The following is a 22,141-nucleotide window of genomic DNA, read 5'->3' on the forward strand; positions in this document are numbered from 1 at the left end:
TTGCTACAGTTTACTAAACCATTATGTCAACACATTTCATAAAAATAATAGTTTGCTTTTTATAATTTGTAAATTATATTATATCTCAGTAATCACAGGCAAAATCATAGGCTTTCTTTTCATTTTTGTATAAACAAAACTATCTACATCTCTTCGTATAGTATTTTTTATTTCTGACCATTGAGTTAAATTGTTATCAAGGCATTTATCAACACTTTTAATAACTATTCCCCTAATCTCTCTAATCAGTTCTTCTGAATCTCTAACATACACAAAACCTCTTGTAATTATATCTGGACCAGATATAACTGTTTTGCTTGCTCTATCTATAGCTATAACAACTGTTATAATACCATCCTGCCCTAGATTTTTTCTATCTCTAAGTACGATATTACCTACATCTCCTACGCCTGCACCATCTATTAATACTCTTCCAAATGGCACCTTACCAGCTATCTGTGCTTTAGTTCTATTTACCTCTAATATATCTCCTGTTTCCATTATGAATATATTGGATGTATCCATTCCCATATTTTCTGCAATTTTAGCGTGACTTCTTAAATGCTTAAATTCTCCATGTATTGGCATGAAAAATTTTGGTTTTAATAATGCATGAATAAGTCTAAGTTCTTGTTCACAAGCATGACCTGAAACGTGTATTGCTTCTATTGACTTATATATTACATTAGCACCTTTTTCTGTTAAATCATTTATTACATTTGATACAGCCTTTTGATTACCTGGGATTGGCGTTGCTGAAATAATAACTGTATCTCCCTTTTCTATTTGAATGCTTCTATGAGTAGCTGCTGCTATTCTTGTAAGGGCTGCCATAGGTTCACCTTGGCTTCCAGTAGTTATTATTGTAACTCTCTCATTTGGATATTTTTTAATATCATTTAAATCTATTATCATTTCCTCTGGTATAAACAAATACCCAAGTGTTCTTGCAACTTCATTTATCTTTTCCATACTTCTTCCACTAAAAGCAATCTTTCTGCCATTTTTCACAGAAGCATTTGCAATCTGCTGGACTCTATGAATATTAGATGCAAAGGTAGCTACTATAACCCTTCCCTTTGCTTTAGAGAAAAGATTTTCTAACGTTTCACCAACGGTTTTTTCTGACATTGTATAACCTGGTTGAAGAGCATTAGTACTCTCAGCCATTAAAAGCACTACCCCCATTTTACCTAGCTGTGCATATCTTTGCAGGTCAATAACTTCTCCATCAATTGGTGTAAAATCAATTTTAAAATCACCAGTATGAACTATTATTCCTACAGGTGTGTGCAAAGCAATAGAACAACTATCAGCTATACTATGATTTGTTCTAATAAATTCAATTTTTAAGCTTCCTATTTCTAAAATTTCCCCAGCTTTAACAGTATTTAATGTACAATCGCTAAGTATTCCATGCTCTTGTAGTTTACTTTCAATTAAACCTAAGGTTAATTTTGTACCATATACAGGTACATTAATTTGTTTTAAAACATATGGAAGTGCTCCTATATGATCTTCATGTCCATGAGTTATAAAAAATCCTTTTACCTTTTCTTTGTTTTTTATTAAGTATGTTATATCAGGAATTACAAGGTCAATTCCATAAAGCTCTTCATCTGGAAATGATAATCCGCAATCTATAATTACTATTTCCTCTTCATATTCAAAGGCAGTTATATTTTTACCAACTTCACCAAGACCTCCTAGAGGTATTACTTTTAATTTGCTTTTATTTTTACTTTTATTCTTGTTTTCCATTTTATCTCCTAACTTGTAACTAAGTCCATAAAGTCTTTCCTAGGATCAAGTAGATTTTTGTTGATAGAAATACTACCTTAATTACTTGAAACTTGAAACATTTATTTATACACATATGGGCACAACGTTACCTCAAGGAGGGCATTGTAACAACAGGTATCACAATTTACCCTCTCAATAAGGACAATTCCCATCATGTTGCAATTGTACCATCAAAGGTCACAATATATCCTCAAGCGGTATAATATCCTTTTTAAGGATAAAAATTAGAACTTAGCTACCACTAAATTTTTTCATTATTTCATAATCTTATTTTGAATGTACTTAAAATGTGCCTAATTCCGATCCGTAGTATCACCCTAATACGGATTAATCCATATTTGATCTAATTTGTCTAAGCAATATATTTATAACAATTAATTTTGCAAAGATTAAAATTAAACTTAGAGCAGCTAAACCTTAACATTTATGAATACATCTTTTTATACTATTATAAAAAAACTTGAATAAATACAAATTTGTGATATTAAAATTCATATTATCTATATTCATTCATCTTTTTTTACCACACATGCTTATATAATTACGAACTATTTTTATAAACTTAATATTATTATATCACTATAATCTATTTCATGAACCTAATATTTTTATATTCACTATAAACTATTTAACAAACCTAATATTTGTATATGATTATAATCATCTAATAAACCTATATATAAAATATAACACATATAATATGAGTGTAACAAGAAACTTATTCTTAATTACACTCATAAATTTATATTATTAACTATTTTCTATCTTATGTAAAACAAATCTAACGTTATTATTTCACAATAATTTAGTAAATTTTATTTATATCAATGCATATCTTTATATAAACTTAATCATATTAAAGAAAATAGCACGTTAATAATTCCAGGTATATTTAGTGCTAAGCAAGAAAGTATGTTTGCCTCATAGCAGCTATTAAGCAAACCTGCTGACAAAGTATTAGGATAAAACGGACTAATATACTACCTTGTTATTTAGGAGAATATGTCTTAATCCATATATTCTTTATAAGGTATGCGAACTGCAACTCCAGTTTCATCAAATTTATATTGAGTACCTTCAAGCGGTGGTTTTCCACTAAGTAAGTTAGTTCCAATAACATAACATGCTTCTGCCATAGCTGGCGCATCTTGAAGAACAGAACCTGTCATTTTTCCTTGTTTAATTAATTCTTGAGCTGCTGGCAAAGCATCAATTCCAACAACGGATATTGTTTTTGAACTATCGCCTGTATTATATCCATACTTTTGCAATGCTTCAATAGCTCCTATTGCCATTTCATCATTATTAGAAATTATTGCTTCAATTTTATTTCCATAATATAAAAATAGTTGTTCAAATCTATCCCTAGCTACTTCTCTATTCCAGTCACAAACTGCTAATTCAAGCTGCTGGGTTTGTATTTGAGCATCATTAATTGTTGAAACAGAATATTGTGTTCTTTCAATTGCTTCTTTATTATCACTTTCCCCCATTAACATAATATACTGAAGTATGTTATCTCCATTTATATCTATTGCTGTTTTATTTTTATTCCATTCATCTATAAGAATTCTTCCTTGTAGAACTCCTGCTTCTGCCGCATTTGTTCCTACAAAATAAGCTTTATTATAGGATTGAACCGCCCCGATATCAAGTGGCTCTCTATTAAATAAGACTACTGGAACATTATATCCCTTAATTCTATCAATAACTTCATATCCATCTTTTTCATTAACCATATTTAGCAGCAAGAGGTCAGCACTTTTATTTTCCAGCAGTGTATCAATAGTTTGATTTTGTATTTGTTGATCATTCTTCCCATCATAAAAAGTGAATTCAATTTTACCTTCATTATTTTTTTGAATTTCCTCAAAACTCTGCCGAACCAAAGAAATATATGCATCATCAAATCTATATAATAAAACTGCTGCTTTTATAGGATTTTGTCTTTCATTTATTGTTTTAATAGAAATTCCATTTCCATTACACAAGAATATTATAGTAAATAAAATAATTAACAATTGTGTAATTAACAACCTCTTTTTTAGTGCTGCCATTATAATCCCACCTTTATCCAACAACAAATTATCTCTATATATTGTAATTTTGCAACAAAATTAAATAACAATAACTGTTTTCAATGTATATTCTTTTTGCAACATATATATAAATACTTATTTAAATAAAACATCATGATTATGAAACTTTTATTCAGCGGTAAAATAATTCTAAGAATTTAAAAATGTCTTTAAAATTCATATCATTATTTTAGCCAATTTCATAATAAATTAACCATCTATATTTGTTGTTTTTTATATTCAATTTCATATATATATATTGCAATTTAGATGTTGAATTTGTAGTAATTAATATTTTATTGTTTTATTGAAATATATAAGTTCTAATTGATTTACTACATTAAACTCTCCTGTACATTAGTTGAGCATTAGCCAAATGTATGTAGTTTATTTATTAGAATGTATATTAAGTGCTATAATTACTAAAATTTCTACCAACATAAATTCATTTGTATCATTTTAAGGAATTTCTATAAGCTTTAAATTCATGGACTATATTAGGATTAGCTTTCATAAATTGTATAAAATCTCGAAAACACATGGTTGTTTTTTTACTTATTGTATGCTCAATTTTTTCTGTTTCATCTAATATTTCACCTTCAGGAATGTCAAGAATTCTCAAAAAATTTTCAATAGTATTATGCCGATTAAGCAATGCTTCTCCAAGGCTTTTTCCTTCTTCTTCAAGTAGAACAATACCATACTTTTCATATTTGAGAAGTTTTAATTCTTTTAGTTTCTGTACCATTTTCGTAGCAGAAGGAGGCTGTACATTAAGTGCAGCAGAAAGTTCATTAATTCTTGTAAATCCAGTATTTATTGATAATCTATATATCATTTCAAGATAATCTTCCATAGAAGCTGTAAGTGAATTATCTTCTTTTTTCATATATTCATTAAAAGTATGAAAATCATTTTTAGCCATATTCTCCCCCACCTTTAAACCTAATTTATTTAATTCATTATATGCTTGAATCACATAAATGTAACATACCATAAATTGCTACATAGTTTATATGTATGAAACAGATTTAGTCTAGGCTAAGAAAGTTAAGTGTTAATAACTATGATAATCATATGTATGTTCTAATTAACAATTTACAGTTAGTAGTGAACAATAAATTCTAAAAACTCCAAGGATAAATTTCAAAGAACGAAATGTAAAATGGTCACTAAATTAATTTTTCTACTATTTTAATGTAGAAATTTAATTAGAACTTATATAAAAATACCATTAGAAAGGTGATGTATTTTCGTGGAAAACGAAAGAAATTTAAAAAACACTAGTATACTTTCCTCTAAATTTTTAACGTTAAGAGGTGCTATAGATACTGATATAAGAAAATTAAGGCAACTTACAAAATTTTTAGGTCCAGCTTTTGTAGTAAGCGTAGCATACGTAGATCCAGGAAATTTTGCAACTAATATTAGTGGAGGATCAAAATTTAATTATGCATTGATTTGGGTTATTTTATTCAGCAATCTAATGGCCATATTTTTACAGATAATGTCCGCAAAACTTGGAATTGCAACAGGTCATAGCCTTCCAGAAATGTGTTCTAAAGTATTTCCTAAAAGTATAAACTGGATATTTTGGTTTGTTGCAGAAATAGGTGCTATGGCAACTGATTTGGCAGAATTCCTTGGGGGCACCTTAGGATTATATTTATTGTTTCATATACCTATGATATATGCAGGACTTATAACGGGATTGATAACATATATCATCTGTTATATGGAGAGATATGGTCAAAAGGCTATTGAAATAATAATATCAATATTTGTTTCAATTATCTGTATAGCATATACCTTAGAATTATTTCTTGCTAAACCAGATTGGTTTCAAGTTGGAATTCACACACTAATTCCATCACTCCCTAATAGCGAAGCTGTATTAATTGCTGTAGGAATGCTTGGTGCAACAGTTATGCCTCATGTAATATATTTACATTCACAGTTGGTTCAGCATAGAGGTGTTGATTCATCTAACGAAGGCAAATTGAAACATTTAAAAATGGAAAAGATTGATGTTACCATTGCTATGAATATTGCTTTTGTAGTAAATGCTGCAATGGTTGTAGTATCTGCTGCTATATTTAACAGAAATGGATTAGTAGTTGATACAATGGAGCAGGCTCATACTTCCTTGCAGCCATTATTAGGTTCTTTATCCAGCAGCGCCTTTGGAATAGCACTTCTTGCATCAGGCTTGTCCTCTTCTGCCGTTGGAACCATGGCCGGACAAACAATAATGAAGGGCTTCGTAAATTTAAGCATACCAGTAAACATTAGAAGACTAATAACTATGATGCCAGCATTAATAATAATTGCACTAGGAATAAATCCAATGAATGCACTTATTTTAAGTCAAGTAGTACTCAGTTTTATTTTACCATTTCCAATTATCCAGATGCTTATTATAGCTAAACGCAAAGACTTAATGGGTATTTTAGTTAACACTCGCTTTGTGAGGGTCCTAGGTGTTTTTATAGCTGCTATAATAATACTATTAAATGTAGTTCTCTTATGCTTAACTTTTACTGGAAATGCTTAATATTATCTTAGGTATTGTTTTATATATGTTGTAAAAAGTAATCTACATTAAAATTTGTAATAGTAGATCATTTCTGAAGAATTAAAATTTCATCATATATAATTAAATATTTAAGTACCTAGATAGAAACTCTTCTTATGCATATTAGCATTTGAAGAGTTTTCTATTTATTTGAAAAAATTTCATATATAATTTTACATACGAAATACATTAAAGTAATATCTAAATAAGCTTCTAACACTTTTATAATTATAAAAGGCCAGTAGAGCAAGTATACAACAGTATTGTATATGTTCTACCAGCCTTTATTGCCGCGAAGGAAATAGTCAAAGTTCCTTGGCAAAATTTGATTGTCTCGTTCTCAGCTTATTAATTATTTTAAGCCTTGTTCGTAGCTTTCAATCATGTGTTTTACCATGTAGCCGCCAACGCTTCCATTTTGTCTTGAAGAAAGGTTTCCTTTGTCTTGATTTTCATAGTCTTGTAATCCAATTTCTGAAGCAACCTCAGTTTTTAATCTGCTTAAACCTGCCTTTGCTCCTGGTACTACTGTTCTGTTTGATCCACTATTGTTTGAAGCCATAAATATCTACCTCCCTTAATTAATATAAATTTTTGCCTGGCAGTAGTATGTTAACCAACATCACAAATTATAATCTATTAAATTGTTAGCAAAAGTGGTATTTAAAGTGTTTATTACATAACTTTAACTGATGGAACTTTTTAATAATATTTTTATTTTATTTCAAACATGTCGAAAATAGTTTTGTTTCTCCTACTTTAGCCTTTTGTGTATTTTCCCATTCAAAATTATATTTACCCTCTAAACTATTTGTAATAACTAAAATAATAAGTTTACTGTTTGCATTTTTTTCAATATACTCTAAATCTGCTTCTATAATTGATTGTCCCCTTGTAACTTTATCTCCTACTTTAACAAAAGATGTGAATCCTTCACCCTTAAGTTCAACGGTCTCTAATCCAATATGAATAAGAATTTCTTCACCTAGCGCTGTTCTCAATGCAAAAGCATGTTTTGTTTCTGCAATCATAATAATTTCTCCATCTATTGGTGCAACAACTTTGCCATCTGATGGCATAATTGCAATTCCTTCTCCCATCATTTTTTCGCTGAAAATTGGATCTGGAACCTTTTCAATCTTTACAATTTCTCCTGATGTATAAGCAAATACTTCTTCATCTTTAATATTTTTAGATAGCTTTCCTAATATTTTTTTTAACATTTATGTAACATCCCTTCAATCTTATTTATTAATAGATTCCTCTTTAATTGAAACAAAAGAGCAACTAATGTCACTCTTCTGTTATTTCAGTGATTTAATTTACTACATTTACCATAAATATTAATCTAATTTTTCACCATCACTTTCAATACACTTTTTATACCAATAGAAGGAATCTTTTTTTATACGTTTATTAGTACCTTGTCCTCTTTCATCTCTATCTACATAAATAACTCCATAACGCTTACTCATTTCAATTGTTCCACAAGAAATGATATCTATAATTCCCCACATTGTATATCCAATTAAATTGACACCATCAATTATGGCTTCTTTCATTTGAGCAATATGTTCTCTTAGATATTCAATTCTATATTGATCATGAATTTTTCCATCTTCACCAATTTCATCAAAAGCACCTATTCCATTTTCTGCAATGAACAAAGGTAATTGATATCTATCATACATTTGATTTAAACTAATCCTTAATCCCACCGGATCAATTTGCCATCCCCAATCACTTGATTTTAGATGCGGATTTTTATTTCCTGTAACTAAGTTTCCACTTGCTTTTGCCCACTCTTTATCTGTTGTAGATACCATAGACATATAGTATGAAAAACTCAAGAAATCAACGGTATTTTTAGCTAGCAGCTCATCATCTCCAGCTTGCTTTTGAATTTTCACCTTATTCTTTCTAAAATAACGTTCCATATAAGCAGGATACTTTCCTCTTGCCATAACATCTGTATAGAAGAAATTTGAATATTGGTCATCTAATATCATCTGCATAACATCATCAGGTTTGCAGGTTGCTGGATATGTAGTAAATCTTGCAATCATTCCTCCTACCATGGAACCTGGTAAAATTTCATGAGCCAGCTTTATTGTTAATGCATTAGCAATAAATTGATGATGTATGCATTGAAATATGGCACTTTCATAATCATCTTCCTGATCTTTAATTAAACAAACACCATTATATGGATTAAATTTACCTGCATTAATTTCATTGAAAGGTAACCAATAATCAACCCTGTTACCTATCCTTTCAAATAATACTTTTGCATAGCGTAAATAAAAATCAATTGTCTTACGATTCTTCCAACCCCCATACTTTACCACTAAATTTGCTGGAATATTATAATGAAGAATTGTTGCAAACACCTTCATGCCTTTTTTGTGGCACTCCTCAAACAAATCAATATAAAATTGAATTCCTTCTTCATTGGGATTTTCATCATCACCATTTGGAAAAATTCTTGCCCAATTAATACTAGTTCTAAAAACTTTCATTCCCATTTCTTCAAATAAAGCCAAATCATTTTTGTAATTGTGATAGAAATCAATTCCCCATCTAAATGGATAATTCTCTATTTCAGTTGCTTTTAATGCAGTTTCAAACCTTTCACTAGTCATATTAATATTTCTATTTTCATTTCTTTTCTCACGATTCCAGGATGAATCAAAATAACGTAAATCTTGAGTATCTAAGCCTTTTCCACCTTCATTATAAGCTCCATCTGCTTGAGATGCTGCAATAGCACCTCCCCATAAAAAGTCTTTTGAAAATCCTGTTTTAGTAGTTTGCTCTATATCTTTCAACATTTATTTGTCCCTCTCCTTCAGCATTTAATTTTATATTATTAATAATTAATCTAACTCTCTTACATCTTCAAAACCTATGTAAAGTGTTAAAGCAAAAGAAATCACAAATGCAATTACACATCCAATAGCCGCATTAATTAAATTTCCTGCAGAATTTGGATCGATAAAAATTGGAAGTGTCAAAATTCCTGTTGGCGCAAATGCCATACGCTTAACACTTGTAATTCCACAATAAAGTCCTGCTATTCCTCCTGCTACAAGTACTGAATAAAATGGTTTCTTTAATTTAATATTAATACCATACATTGCTGGCTCTGTTACTCCAATAAGTGCTGTAAAGCCTGCACTTCCTGCAATCGACTTAAATTCTTTGTTTCGAGTTTTCTTAGCTACCGCTAATGCAGCTGCTCCTTGAGCAATATTTGCTACTAAATATCCAACTCCCATTAAATCGTAGCCATAAGTTGTCATTGACTGCATAACGATTGGTATAAGTGCATAATGCATTCCTGTCATAACAAGTACAGGTGAAAATGCTCCAAGAATAAGAGCAACTAGCCAAGGTGCAGAGTTATACAATACTCCCATTCCAGCTGAAACATAATTAGCTATAATTGCTCCTAATGGTCCAACTATAACTAAAGTAACAGGAGTCATTATAAGTAATGTTAAAAAAGGCTTTAAAAAGAATCTAACGATCTTAGGTGATACTTTGTCAGCAAATCTCTCAACGTATGAACCAGCCCAAACCACTAAAATAATCGGAATAACTGTTGATCCATATTTAGCCAAGGTAACTGGAAGTCCAAAAAAATTAAGTGGACTCTGTGGTGAAGCATTTACTAACCCAGCAAATGTTGGATGTAACATCATACCACCAAGTGTCATTGCCATAAATGGATTCATGTTGAATTTTTTAGCAGCTGTATACGCAAGCATAATTGGTAAGAAATAAAATGCAGTATCTGATACGAAATTTAAGATTATATATTCTTGAGACTGCACAGACATAATTTTAAAAACATTAGCTAATAATATTAACAGAGTCTTAACCATTGCTGCTCCTGTTATAGCAGGTAACACTGGTGTAAATATACCTGCAATTGTATCAAGAACACGAGATAAAATACTTTCTTTTTTAGTTGAAGTTACTTTGTCAGCTTCTTCCACTTTATCAGACGTTAACTTTGCAACTTCATCATAAACATGAGAAACATCTGTTCCAATAATTACTTGAAATTGCCCACCTTTATTTATAAATCCTGTCACACCTTTTATATTTTTAATAGCCTCTGAATCCGCTTTATTTTCATCTATTAAATTAAATCTAAGTCTTGTTGCACAATGAGTTACATACTTTACATTATCTACTCCACCAATTTTTTGCAAAATTTCCTTTGCTAAATTAACATAATTCATAATTTCACTCCCTATATTTTAATAATTCATCTTCTTTATTGTTTATAAAATGTAATTATTGAAACCTTTATCATATTTTGTTACCATTATTCTAAAGTATTACTTATTCATATTTTTTCTTAAAAATTTAACTTATTAAAATAATAACTTATGAAAACATTTAATCATTTGTAGCTACAGTTATATTTTATACTTGAAAACAATTGCTTTCAATTTCAAAGTTACATATATTGAGTTACAAAACTTCATATTATTAAAATCTAATATAAATTAACTTATTTATAGAGAGGAAAATTTAAAATGGATGTAAAAGAACTTGATAACTTTTTAAGACAACATACTAGACGTGAAATAAACTACTTAACTAATCCTAATTACTTAAGCAGTCATTATAAAAACTTAAAAAAACTTATATCTGATAGAAAAGAATATTATATTTTTGAGTTTAAATCTGTTTTAAAAGAAAACAAAATTGCAATGCATAAGGATGATAGATTTACTTATCTCCGACCTCATACTCATAATGTAATTGAACTAAACTATATTTATTCTGGAAAATGTACATATTTAATTAATGGAACACCAAAAACATTGTATAAAGGAGATCTCTGTATTCTTGATACAAACGTAATCCATTCTACAGAACGTTTGCAAGAAAATGATATTGTTCTCAATATAGCTATGACTAAATCCTTCTTTTCTACAGGCTTCCTTACACGATTATCTAATCATGGCGTTATTGCAAATTTTCTGTTAAATGCTATATCAGATAACCAAAATCATTATCAATACATTGTTTTACGTTCACAAGATAAATCAAAAATCCCTTCTATTGTTGAAAATCTATCATGTGAATATTTTGATCAAATTATAGGCTCAGCAGAAGTAATTGACTCATACATGATTATTCTATTTACTGAAATTTTGCGTACAATTCAGCTTAGAGAAAATATAGAATTCTTTGAATCAAAAAAAGATACACAACTTATAAAGATCTTAGAATATATTCAATCCAATTATTTAACATGCACACTCTCCGAAGTAGCTCATACTTTTGGCTACAATATCAACTATTTAAGTACATTTTTGAAGAAAAAAACTGGAAAATCCTTTAAAGAATTAAAACTAATTCAACAAATGACCTTTGCCAGCTTTCTTCTCATAAATTCTCAGAAAACAGTGCATGAAATTGCTGATGAAGCTGGTTTCTCAAATCATGGCTTCTTTTTTAATAAATTTCAAAGTTATTTCTCTATGTCTCCAAAGGAATATAGGGAATTAAACAGGCAAGGAAAGCATTTATAATATCGTATATGTTTAAAGAAATTTAATTGTTCTATATTTCGAGGATAATTCTGTTTTCTGTTCCTTACTGTTTTTATTAACTTTACTTGTTGTGCTAAAAGAAAATAGAGTACCGCTCTTAATTAAGTTTTAATCACTTTGCGACACTCTCTTTTAATCTATTTAATAATAAAATTTAGGAATTCCCCTCTTATCCTCCATTCCTGGTATAATTGGTGGTATAAACTCTCTTCCTAGCCATTGTCTACTAGACTCGGTAGTAGTAAGTTCTGCAAGTTTTGTTACTCCAACATAAACATCGGATATTTTATACCAAGTTGCATAATCAACTACACCTGTTTGTGGTAAGGTAAATATTTGTTGAAATACTTTTACTGCCTCTGCAGTTCTTTCGCCATATTGACCATCCTCAGCCTGCCTTGGAATTAATGGATAGTTTCTAGCTATTCTATTTAATTGACCTTGAATTGTTCTTACATTTGGACCAGTTGATCCTATAGTCAATGGACGTCCCGGATAGGATTGTGGACTTCCTTCAACTTCTTTAGCTGTAACTAATTCAATGTTATCTCCATAATAATATCTCAATATATCATATGGAAATCTACCTTGCTGAGCTAATTCTTGACTTCCCCATTGACTTAACCACTGAGGACAGCTGACGCTTTTACCATCACAATATTGTGTAAAAAGCGGCTGTTTCCTTCCAATTCTTTTTACATAAGTAGAAAAAATCTCGTCTACAATTCGACTTATATTATCATAAATATTTCTACCATAATTAAATGCATGGTCATAAGCTGTAGAGCTTGTAATATCATAGTTCTTTCCTTTTCCTCTATACCATTCCGTAAAAATTCTATTTAAGGTAAAAGATATAATACAATAAATATTTGCTCTTAAGGCTGAATCATTCCAAGTTGAGTATATTTCACATGAAGCAACATTTTTAATATAATCTTTAAATGGTACTTTATAATTTGGTGCTGAATCATCATTTGGGCTTCCTTGATGAACAATAATATATTCTGGAACTACAGGTTCAGGTAATACAACACCTGAGGTTGGTGGTGGCACAGGTTTCTCTTCCTCTTCTGGTATTTTAGGAGGAAAGTTTCCATTTAACGTATTAGGTTGTATGTTTATAATCTCCTGCCTCATATCACCTCTTCCTAAACTTACTTCTAAATTACAGATTTGATATGCAACTCTAGTGGAAAATACTTGGCACCCCCGTATTACTATTGGCCTAAAACCATCTCTTTCAACAGTTATATCATATAAACTATACGGTAACTGAGTATTTTCTTTATTTAAGGAATACTCTAAGGGCGGAGCTGATAAATCTATTTCTTGTGTTAATCCAGATGTATCAGTAACTAAATCAATAGTCTGTAAACTTTCAGTTCCTTCTGTACCTGTTACAGTTATCTTGGCTCCATCAATTGGAATATAATTATCACCTCTAAAACATTGAACTTTTAACCTACCTATATTTGACATGGGATTTATGTTATTTATATTCTCCATATATTGCCTCTCTATATTTTTTCTCAAAATATTATATTTATTAAGATCACCATTTATTACTATATATATCCCAATTTAAATTTTATGGTAATAATATGTATGTATGTATGCTGCAATTAAATTTTTATTATTTTAATTTTTGTATCTATTGGTACTAGGAATCCATGTTAGTAACTATTTCTTCTACCTTTTTTGAACTTTCTCCACGTTTAGCATAGGACAAAATTATAATGGTAATTATAATTAAACCTGTTCCTAACCATTGCCCTATTCCAAGCTGTTCATGTAACCATACTACAGCTAATAAAGCTGCTGATAAGGGTTCTGCTGCTGATAATATACTTGACTCTGTTGGTTTTATATATTTTAAACTTTCCAAGAAGCAAGTAAACGCAATCAGAGTTCCAAATAGGACTACAAATACAACAGCCAATACTGAAGTAATAGACCATTGTCCAACACAATTCCATGGCTGATGTATAAAACTGAACGTTATTCCCCCTATTAGCATTGCCCATCCAACTATTAATAACGAACCCCATTTGGTAAGAAGGGAACGTGGCTGCACTGTATAAAAAGCAGCTCCAAAGGCTGAACTAATTCCCCAAAATAAGGATAGCTTAGAAATAGATATACTATGAATATTACCTTTTGTAATAATAAGGAATGTACCTAACATTGCTAGGATAATAGCTATAGTTTCTTGCAGTTCTGGCATCTTTTTAGTCCGAATAGCTAAATAACAAGTTATTATAACTGGTGATAAATATTGAAGTATTGTAGCTGTTGCTGCATTTCCATATTTTATAGCAGCAAAATATGTATATTGAACACCTAACATACCTATGATACTAAATAATATAAGCTTTAACCTATCATCTTTAGACTTCCATATTTCAAATATATCCTGTTTACCTTTAATAGAAGAATAGAATAATAGAATTATTCCTGATAGTAATAAACGAATTACAACAAGCCATTCTGCACTAAATTCCTTTTTCTGAAATAGATATTGAGCAACTGTCCCAGATACTCCCCATAACATTGCAGCTATAATTACAAGTATTATTCCTTTTATTCTTAATTTAGATTTCAATTATTTTCACTCACTTTCTTTATAACCATTTTAAACACATCAAATAAAATTCAAACTCTCTCTTAATATACTTTAAATTTGTTAATTTCATTAAAGATCTCCCAATCTCATATTCATTTATTTGCGGAATATACATGTACACTTATTGTATTTTAAGTACATATCTGAACAGCATATTGTTTATTTAGAAAAATCATCACATAAAAAAATATGCGTGTAAAATACTATATTTATTACAAATATATTGATTCTTTTAAATAAATCTGTAATAATCTTATTATTATTTTAGACCTTTTACAATTAATATATTATCAAAAATTAAAACTATATTAGCGAGATGATAAAAATGCAAGCAACCAGGATAGAAGTAAATGATAATTTACAAGAAACAGTAAAACATGGTTCTTATGATTTTCCACTGGCAATTTATACTGATAGCTTTAATCTGTTCGAAGAGGGATATATAAGATGGCATTGGCATAAAGAACTACAATTTTCATATTCACTTTATGATAAAGTAGTTGTTTTTATTGAGGATGAAAAAATAACTTTAGCTCCAGGTGAAGGAATTATGATAAATTCAAACGTTCTCCATCAAATTAAACCTTATGACAATAGTAATTGTATGATGTTTTCCCTTAATTTTGATCCAGCTTTAATTGGAGGTGCTGAAGCATCACTTATCGAAAAAAAGTATTTAATTCCAATCATTGAAAGTAAAAATTTAAAATTTATAAGTTTAAAACCTAATATTCAGTGGCAGAAAAAGATATTGGATTATTTAAAAGTAATTTTTGCCTTATCTAACGAAAAAAACTATGGCTATGAATTAGAAATGAAGAACTATTTAGGTATTCTTTGGTTAAACTTAGCTAGAGAAATTAAAGAAGAAATAAGAGACTCTGCTGCTACAATTTATAATGATAATGAGCGTGTAAAGCTGGCAATGCAATATATACATAAATATTATGCAGACAATGTTCTTTTAGACAATATTGCAATGGCAGCAAATATAAGCAAAAGCGAATGCTGTCGAAGTTTTAAGAGGATTTTAAAAATAACACCTTTTGAATATTTAATGGAATATAGAATTTCAAAAGCCTGTGAACTTCTTCTGAAAAATAATGAATCTATTTCCAACATTGCTTTTGATGTTGGCTTTAATGGAATAAGTTACTTTGGAAAAGTATTTAAAAAATATAGAAATTGCACACCTTCTGAGTATAGAAATAAATATAATAGATAGTACAGAATATAAGTTTTCTTTTTTATCTTCAAATAATGTACAAGGAAGGTAAGGAAACAGATATGAACTTCTTAGAAACGTGATAGATATCCATAGAAAAGATTATATATGAAAGCGGATATCAACCAATATCCGCTTTTTATTGAGTAAAAAAACTGTTATCAAATTATAAAATATAATAACCAAGTACTTTTTCTTCTGATATGGAAAGCAAGCTATTTAGTGCTTAATTTACATAAGAAATAAACTTATCAGTAATATCATATGTTTTGAAGTTACAATGATTTTAAGCTACTTAACTATCTACACCTGATATTCTAAAATAATCAAAATCAACAAAGCCACCTGCTGCTTTTGTCGCATAATTGAATAAAGCAAAACGGTAACCTATAAATATTATTTGGAAATTTCTTAAAATAATTTTTCTTAATGCAAAAAGATCTGCTGTATTAATTCTTCCATCCTTATTTACGTCTGCATTTGCTTTATTTATATTGCCTATTCCTGCAAGTATATATTGGGTAAATGCAATCTAATGCATTACTTTTAATATTACCATAGTTAAAAATACTTTTTGCAAAGTTATAAAGACCATGTTTCCAAACTGTAAAATCATGACCACCATCAGTTGTATACCAAATATGGTTAACTTTATTCTCAATTAGTGTTTGGTGATAAGTATTAGGTGTATTTCCAACAACACCATCGTTATTTCCAGTGCATATCATTACGAGTTTAGGAATATTGATAGAGTTTTGGGGAATTGTAAACTGTGCCTTAGTAAATTGACCAGAATAATTTAATACACTATCTGGAAGAAGTCCTGGTGCAGGAGAAAAGGCACCTATATAAGCAAACTTATCGAGTTTTTTAAAACCTATAAATAATGATTCTCTTCCCCCCATTGAGAGCCCAGCTATAGCAGTATTTTCTCTACCTTGTTTGACCGAATAATTAGAGTTAATAAAAGGCATTAAATCATTGTTTAAATCATTTATAAAGTTATCAAAAGCATTCATATTTTCTTGACTCAAAATATTTTGGGGTACTGAATCATTTTCAGCAGCACGAACATTAGGCATTACTACAATCATATCTGAAGCTTTGTTTTCAGCAACTAGATTTCCGATTATTGCAGCTGGATTTGCATTGAGCCATTCAGAATCTGTGCCGCCTATACCATGCAATAAATATAAAACAGGGTATTTTTTCTGGGTTGAATAGTTTACTGGTAATAGCACATAACAATTTCTTTTAGTTCCAGTTGTTTTTGAATAATAAGATACTTCTTTTAAAGTTCCATATTTTACATTAGGTTTATTAGTATCAAAACCGTAAGGAGCTTTATAGTCATCCTTAGCTTGTACCTTATTTTCAGTAGATTGTAATTTTTGTCCTTCATCTTTTACATTAATTTCTGGTGCATTTGTATCAGCAAAAGTTGTACCTGTGCCTGCAGTAATTTCTTGAATAGCCTTAGTGCTTGTAGTCACCGCAAACGCATTAACATTATAATTACCAGCTAAATAACATACAGACATAGCTATAGTTCCAACAACAATCTTTGATAAAATCATTTTTAATTTTTTTGACATATGAACAGCTCCTTTTAATTATTAATATATTTGTTTTAAACTGCCATTTTTCTATAAATCATCTAAGTAAATTATATATCTACTTATTTAATAAAATTTTGTAGATTGATCATTTTTTATTAACAACTTTTCTTTAAGATATGTTTTTATACTTAAATAATTAATTTTTGATAAATTATTCATAAAGAAGTGGCTTCGGCACTAAATCCTAACTAGGTTGCTGCATTTTCCATTAGAATATCAATTAGTTCATTTGTTTCTAGATTTTTTATGATAACACCATAGTCAAGATTCGGTGTATCTTTTGTAAAATTGGCTAATTCTAGCGACTTTGAGTTCACCGCCAATATATATCTTCTACGATATATCATGACAGGATGGAACAAAAAACTGCATTCTACTACTATTGCATGACTCTTAAAGAATCTGAATTACTAGCTATAAGTACAATATAAGTGGATTTATTTCTACTATATTGACATAAATCCACTTATATATTACCAAAATTTTAAAATTAATTAGTTGGTTCGAATCCTTATAACTGATTGCTGTTTCCTCTATAAGCCTATTGGCATACATTGGTGCCATCAGAAATTTCAAAGTTATGATCATCTAATACCTTAGTTTGTTTACTACTCATAGCTGCAATAGCATATGCACCGCTTGCTAAAGAAGATTTTATAGAAAACTTCTATGCATCATTTGAATATGCATTGTAAATTATAATCAACAATTTGAATAATTTTTTTACAACAGATGTATCATCGAAACCTTTAATTACTTAGCAAGAGTATATCCTGCATCAAAATATGCTTTTAAAACTGAATAATACGCCTCTTTTGGTGTTGAATAATTAGAATACAATAATGGTTTCTCTTTAGAACGCCATGAATGATCATCACTTAGTCCCCAAAATACAAGGGCTGTAATATTAGCACCTGATTTTTTAGCAGATAGAATAGCAGACATTAAGTCATAATAATATTTTGCTTGTTCTGATAAAGAAGTGCACCCAGCATCAAGCTCCGTAATTTGAATTTCAAATCCTGCTTTTGCAAATGCATTCAATGCACTTTTATAATAAGCAACTGATGGGAATTGAGTAGTTAAATGAGACTGCATACCAATTCCTGCACATATTTTCTTACCTGAATTAATATAATTAATCAAATTAATTATATTATTCACTTCCATATATTCGTTGTAATCATTATAAAATAACTTTACTTTATTTGTTAAACCAAAATACTCCAATGTCTCATACGCATATTGAAAGGCTTGTTTTACAAAACCTGCTCTCGCTCCAAGATTACTGCCATAAATTTTTTGCCATCCAGAGCCTCCAGCACTTTCTGCATGTAAGTATTCATTTACAACATCCCATGCATAAACTGCACTTCCATATTTGCTTGAAAAAACATGTCCCATAACAGATTTAATGTAGAATTCCATTCTCTTATTCATAACATTTTGATTTACATAGTTTCCATTTGGGTTATAACCATTTCTAAAGTACCAGTCTGGAGTCTGAGAGTGCCAAACAAGTGTATGACCACGCATTGATAATCCATTTTCATAACAAAATTTCAACATATTATCTACAGTTGTAAAATCAAGTTTTGGAACTGTACTTTCTGGATAATTATCAGGAATATAGTAACCAAGTGCTTTTGCTTGTGATATAGAAATCACATTTGCAGAATGACCTAAAACAGCATCAGGTTTCATTTCATTTTCTGGGGTTACACTATTGTATTCCTTCTTTGTAGCATTTATTGCATTGCGATCTAAAATTTGAGATGATCCTAATGTAGTTCCTACCTTTCCAAACACATTTCCATAAGTATTCAATAAATTAGCATTATTTACATTAGTTGCTGCTTTAGTTGTCGTTGCTGCTTTTACCTGAATTCCTGAAGTGAGAAATGTAGAAATTATAAGAGTTGCAGACAAAATCATACTTATATATTTTTTCATATTGTTTTCCTCCTTTTAATAAATAATTGTCAGCTACAAACTAGTTACCTACACCTGTTGCATTCGAACTAAATTTAAAGTAATCAAAGTCAGCACAGCCACTAGTATAATTAAAGAGAGCGAACCTGTACCATACAAACCATAATTTGTAGAAAAAATGCATTTTGAGATTACTGCCAACTGTGCCCAAGTACTAGCATTGTAACTATAATAGAATTTGGCTATTTGTGTATTGCAATCACCATCCACCTTTAGATACACAATATTATTAGTAAGATCAACAGAAGTTTCTAAGCCATCTAAATTACATTGAATAAGTTTTTTAGTTCCATTATCATTTCTTACTGCTATATATCCATACTTACTATGGAAATCGAATAATCCAACAATTTTTCCAGGTTTGATATTGTTGGAAAAGTAAAATAAATATCACGAACACTGCTAACACTTCCGGAATTAATTTCCAGTTATTAATTTTCTTGTAAACGTTGTAATATTATCAGTATTAACAATAGCTATTCTTGGCATATTCATTAAATCACTAGAATCTGTAGCCATTCCTCCACCTACTTTAAAAGCCATTTTTACATTTAAACTTTTTAAAACCTTAATAAAATTGTTACTTGATTCACCAAATGGATATGCAAAGTACTTTACTGGTTTATTGGTTAAATTTTCAAGTTTAGCAGTTGCACCACTTATTCTTTTTGTTAGTTCTCCAGTACTCAAATTTGCAATATGCCCATGTGTTGTAGAGTGATTTTCCAATTCTATTTTGTTGTTTGCTACTGTTTTGAGTTGATTTTCGTTCATTATTCTAATTATATCTGATGAACTTCCCCAAGATGTGCCAATCTGATCTGTTACAACATATTCTGTAGCATTAAATTCATATTGTTTAAGTATAGGATATACATTGTTATAAAAATCTATTGTCGCACCATCAAAGGTTAAAAGAACTGGTTTTACTGGCATAGGAGCTTTTTTAGTAATAATGTTGTAAAACTGATCATTAGTAAGTGTAGTATAACCGTTGTTTTTTAAATATTCCATTTCCTGTTTAAATTCAATTAAACTTATTTGCCATATATCACTTCTATTAGGATTTGTTTCGATCCTATGATACATTAGTACTGGAACTTTTATCGCTGTTGCAGCATTTGCATTTAATACAAATGTTAACATGAATATTGCAATACCAATAATTGAAACAACAAATTTTTTCATAATTCTTCCCTCTTTCTTAAGCTTAAATTACCTAATTAGTATTATTTGCTTAAATCCCCTACAAATGTAGTTACACTATGTGCTGGAAGTGATACTGTAAAATTTCCATTTACTATATTTATATCAGCTGATTTAGCTATGTTTTGTGATCCTGTTGTTACCCATGCTGATACTTTAGAAGCTGAACCCTTTTGTATATTGAAGCTTTGACTTACTTGAGATGTTCCTTTGTTTATTGCAACAATAACTACTTTGTTGCTACCTTTGTATGCAGACACGTAAACATTGGTTGTTGGATTCTTTGTTGCATCAACTCTTACATATCCAGGACGAACAAATTTAGAGAAATGAGCCATCATATAACCACGCTTACTTATGTTGCCATCTTCTTTCATAGGGCCGTATTGTCTACGAATGTACCACCAGGTATATGCCTGAAAATCTCCCTCTACCATAGCATTGTGCACATGATATGCAACATCCAATGCTTCAGGCCAACGATCTGCTGAGTTATTGTCACTATTAGGAACGTATACTTCTGTCATCCATAGCTCTTTTCCTACTCCTTTTTGTTTGAAAAGAGGATAAGGGAAATCTTTAACCTGAGTACCATAAGTATGAGTACCAAGAATATCCATATTAGCAAGAGATTTCGGATCGTTTAAAATAGAGTCATACATCTTTTTTTGATAAGAAAATGACTCAGGTGACATTACCTTACAATTAATTGCTCCAGCATTTTCTTTCATAAAGCGAAATATTTCTTCTGGAGTCCACCACGTCCAATCCTTTCCATAATCAGGTTCATTTTGAACAGAAATAGCATGTAGATTCACACCATTATTCTTCATGTATGAAACAAAATCGCTAAGATGCTGTGCATACGCTGAATACTTATCATATCTAAGTCGTTTTGCTTTCGTATCACCATTACGATTGAAAGTCTCAGTCATTTCACTTGGCGGATTCCATGGAGAAGCAAAAACTATTGCTCCACGTTCAATTGCTTTTTTAGCAGTTGCTAATTCTTTGTACCAATTATTTTTATTGTCATCTACGTAGATTCTTAAAATAGAAAAACCTAACTGATTATCACCATTACCAAAAGCTGTTTCTCTTTGAGCTGCTGTCAAATCTCCAACCCAAGCTGGGTGGTTTATTCCTCCAAATCCACGAATCACTTGCTTTTCCCCAGACAAATTTATTGTGGCATTTGATGCTGCATTAGCTGTTACAGATAATGCTGTAAATAGTGAACATGTTACTGAAAGTGTTAATAAAGATAATACTATTTTTTTTATTTTAATGTTCATCGTTAATATGCTCCTTTTTTACTTCATCATAATTGATTTTTTATTGATAAAATTCGAGTTGCTTATATACTCTCGTAAATATTGATTGCTTTTCTCTTAAGTAGTTAACTTCAATAATCATTCAATAAACTTATTGAAGTTATTAA

General features: G+C 29.9%; 17 protein-coding genes and 1 pseudogene. 3 read left to right on the plus strand and 15 right to left on the minus strand.

Annotated features, from left to right (window positions below; all coding sequences use genetic code 11):
- Window positions 1-78: 78 nt before the first annotated feature.
- The 3 genes from CLPUN_RS18400 to CLPUN_RS18410 form a co-directional block, all read right to left on the minus strand.
- Complete coding sequence (locus CLPUN_RS18400) at window positions 79-1,761, minus strand: ribonuclease J (protein ID WP_077848697.1); 1,683 nt, start codon at window positions 1,759-1,761, stop codon at window positions 79-81.
- A 1,049-nt stretch (window positions 1,762-2,810) separates the two neighbouring features.
- Window positions 2,811-3,860, minus strand: coding sequence for a galactose ABC transporter substrate-binding protein (locus CLPUN_RS18405; RefSeq protein WP_077848698.1), 1,050 nt, complete (start codon window positions 3,858-3,860; stop codon window positions 2,811-2,813).
- Between the two features lie 475 nt (window positions 3,861-4,335).
- On the minus strand, window positions 4,336-4,806 hold the full coding sequence (locus CLPUN_RS18410; RefSeq protein WP_077848699.1) for an iron dependent repressor, metal binding and dimerization domain protein: 471 nt from the start codon (window positions 4,804-4,806) through the stop codon (window positions 4,336-4,338).
- A gap of 330 nt (window positions 4,807-5,136) precedes the next feature.
- Between CLPUN_RS18410 and CLPUN_RS18415 the strand changes: the two genes are divergently transcribed.
- Window positions 5,137-6,435 (plus strand): Nramp family divalent metal transporter, encoded by a 1,299-nt coding sequence (locus tag CLPUN_RS18415; protein WP_077848700.1) that lies wholly within the window; start codon window positions 5,137-5,139, stop codon window positions 6,433-6,435.
- Between the two features lie 373 nt (window positions 6,436-6,808).
- On the opposite strand, the gene CLPUN_RS18420 is transcribed toward CLPUN_RS18415, so the two are convergent.
- The 4 genes from CLPUN_RS18420 to CLPUN_RS18435 all read right to left on the minus strand — a co-directional run bounded on the left by CLPUN_RS18420 (window position 6,809) and on the right by CLPUN_RS18435 (window position 10,706).
- A complete protein-coding gene (locus CLPUN_RS18420; protein WP_077848701.1) occupies window positions 6,809-7,018 on the minus strand; it encodes an alpha/beta-type small acid-soluble spore protein in 210 nt (69 codons plus the stop codon).
- A 157-nt stretch (window positions 7,019-7,175) separates the two neighbouring features.
- Window positions 7,176-7,679 carry a PTS sugar transporter subunit IIA gene (locus CLPUN_RS18425; RefSeq protein ID WP_077848702.1) on the minus strand — a complete coding sequence of 168 codons (504 nt, stop codon included), beginning with the start codon at window positions 7,677-7,679 and terminating at the stop codon, window positions 7,176-7,178.
- A gap of 120 nt (window positions 7,680-7,799) precedes the next feature.
- Complete coding sequence (locus tag CLPUN_RS18430) at window positions 7,800-9,287, minus strand: glycoside hydrolase family 1 protein (RefSeq protein WP_077848703.1); 1,488 nt, start codon at window positions 9,285-9,287, stop codon at window positions 7,800-7,802.
- 45 nt (window positions 9,288-9,332) lie between these two features.
- A complete protein-coding gene (locus CLPUN_RS18435) occupies window positions 9,333-10,706 on the minus strand; it encodes a PTS transporter subunit EIIC (protein WP_077848704.1) in 1,374 nt (457 codons plus the stop codon).
- A gap of 300 nt (window positions 10,707-11,006) precedes the next feature.
- Here CLPUN_RS18435 and CLPUN_RS18440 point away from each other — a divergent pair, with 300 nt between their 5' ends.
- Entirely contained in the window at window positions 11,007-12,011 is a 1,005-nt protein-coding gene (locus tag CLPUN_RS18440) for an AraC family transcriptional regulator (protein WP_077848705.1), read from the plus strand.
- Between the two features lie 162 nt (window positions 12,012-12,173).
- On the opposite strand, the pseudogene CLPUN_RS18445 reads toward CLPUN_RS18440, so the two are convergent.
- Both CLPUN_RS18445 and CLPUN_RS18450 read right to left on the minus strand, forming a co-directional pair.
- Window positions 12,174-13,583, minus strand: a pseudogene (locus CLPUN_RS18445) (peptidoglycan-binding protein); the annotation flags it as partial.
- A 112-nt stretch (window positions 13,584-13,695) separates the two neighbouring features.
- Entirely contained in the window at window positions 13,696-14,637 is a 942-nt protein-coding gene (locus CLPUN_RS18450; protein WP_077848707.1) for a DMT family transporter, read from the minus strand.
- 346 nt (window positions 14,638-14,983) lie between these two features.
- Here CLPUN_RS18450 and CLPUN_RS18455 point away from each other — a divergent pair, with 346 nt between their 5' ends.
- Window positions 14,984-15,883, plus strand: coding sequence for a helix-turn-helix domain-containing protein (locus CLPUN_RS18455; RefSeq protein WP_077848708.1), 900 nt, complete (start codon window positions 14,984-14,986; stop codon window positions 15,881-15,883).
- A 295-nt stretch (window positions 15,884-16,178) separates the two neighbouring features.
- On the opposite strand, the gene CLPUN_RS27750 is transcribed toward CLPUN_RS18455, so the two are convergent.
- The 6 genes from CLPUN_RS27750 to xynC form a co-directional block, all read right to left on the minus strand.
- Entirely contained in the window at window positions 16,179-16,415 is a 237-nt protein-coding gene (locus tag CLPUN_RS27750) for a dockerin type I domain-containing protein (protein ID WP_341425890.1), read from the minus strand.
- Complete coding sequence (locus CLPUN_RS18460; protein ID WP_242954180.1) at window positions 16,369-17,478, minus strand: alpha/beta hydrolase; 1,110 nt, start codon at window positions 17,476-17,478, stop codon at window positions 16,369-16,371. Before CLPUN_RS18460 ends, CLPUN_RS27750 begins: the two co-directional genes overlap by 47 nt.
- Window positions 17,479-17,690: 212 nt before the next feature.
- Entirely contained in the window at window positions 17,691-17,849 is a 159-nt protein-coding gene (locus CLPUN_RS27755; protein ID WP_158078800.1) for a hypothetical protein, read from the minus strand.
- Between the two features lie 406 nt (window positions 17,850-18,255).
- Entirely contained in the window at window positions 18,256-19,455 is a 1,200-nt protein-coding gene (locus tag CLPUN_RS18465) for an endo-1,4-beta-xylanase (RefSeq protein WP_077848709.1), read from the minus strand.
- A 456-nt stretch (window positions 19,456-19,911) separates the two neighbouring features.
- Window positions 19,912-20,682: a polysaccharide deacetylase family protein gene (locus CLPUN_RS18475; RefSeq protein WP_077848710.1), complete on the minus strand. Its 771-nt coding sequence runs from the start codon at window positions 20,680-20,682 to the stop codon at window positions 19,912-19,914.
- A gap of 41 nt (window positions 20,683-20,723) precedes the next feature.
- Complete coding sequence (gene xynC / locus CLPUN_RS18480) at window positions 20,724-21,995, minus strand: glucuronoarabinoxylan endo-1,4-beta-xylanase XynC (protein WP_077848711.1); 1,272 nt, start codon at window positions 21,993-21,995, stop codon at window positions 20,724-20,726.
- Window positions 21,996-22,141: the final 146 nt, after the last annotated feature.

Source organism: Clostridium puniceum, assembly GCF_002006345.1.
Taxonomy (GTDB): domain Bacteria; phylum Bacillota; class Clostridia; order Clostridiales; family Clostridiaceae; genus Clostridium; species Clostridium puniceum.

Coding starts and splice junctions, on each gene's coding strand:
- CLPUN_RS18400 (WP_077848697.1), bottom strand. CDS start 1,761: ATGGAAAACAAGAATAAAAGTAAAAATAAAAGCAAATTAAAAGTAATA.
- CLPUN_RS18405 (WP_077848698.1), bottom strand. CDS start 3,860: ATGGCAGCACTAAAAAAGAGGTTGTTAATTACACAATTGTTAATTATT.
- CLPUN_RS18410 (WP_077848699.1), bottom strand. CDS start 4,806: ATGGCTAAAAATGATTTTCATACTTTTAATGAATATATGAAAAAAGAA.
- CLPUN_RS18420 (WP_077848701.1), bottom strand. CDS start 7,018: ATGGCTTCAAACAATAGTGGATCAAACAGAACAGTAGTACCAGGAGCA.
- CLPUN_RS18425 (WP_077848702.1), bottom strand. CDS start 7,679: ATGTTAAAAAAAATATTAGGAAAGCTATCTAAAAATATTAAAGATGAA.
- CLPUN_RS18430 (WP_077848703.1), bottom strand. CDS start 9,287: ATGTTGAAAGATATAGAGCAAACTACTAAAACAGGATTTTCAAAAGAC.
- CLPUN_RS18435 (WP_077848704.1), bottom strand. CDS start 10,706: ATGAATTATGTTAATTTAGCAAAGGAAATTTTGCAAAAAATTGGTGGA.
- CLPUN_RS18440 (WP_077848705.1), top strand. CDS start 11,007: ATGGATGTAAAAGAACTTGATAACTTTTTAAGACAACATACTAGACGT.
- CLPUN_RS18455 (WP_077848708.1), top strand. CDS start 14,984: ATGCAAGCAACCAGGATAGAAGTAAATGATAATTTACAAGAAACAGTA.
- CLPUN_RS18460 (WP_242954180.1), bottom strand. CDS start 17,478: ATGTCAAAAAAATTAAAAATGATTTTATCAAAGATTGTTGTTGGAACT.
- CLPUN_RS27755 (WP_158078800.1), bottom strand. CDS start 17,849: ATGATATATCGTAGAAGATATATATTGGCGGTGAACTCAAAGTCGCTA.
- CLPUN_RS18465 (WP_077848709.1), bottom strand. CDS start 19,455: ATGAAAAAATATATAAGTATGATTTTGTCTGCAACTCTTATAATTTCT.
- CLPUN_RS18475 (WP_077848710.1), bottom strand. CDS start 20,682: ATGAAAAAATTTGTTGTTTCAATTATTGGTATTGCAATATTCATGTTA.
- xynC (WP_077848711.1), bottom strand. CDS start 21,995: ATGAACATTAAAATAAAAAAAATAGTATTATCTTTATTAACACTTTCA.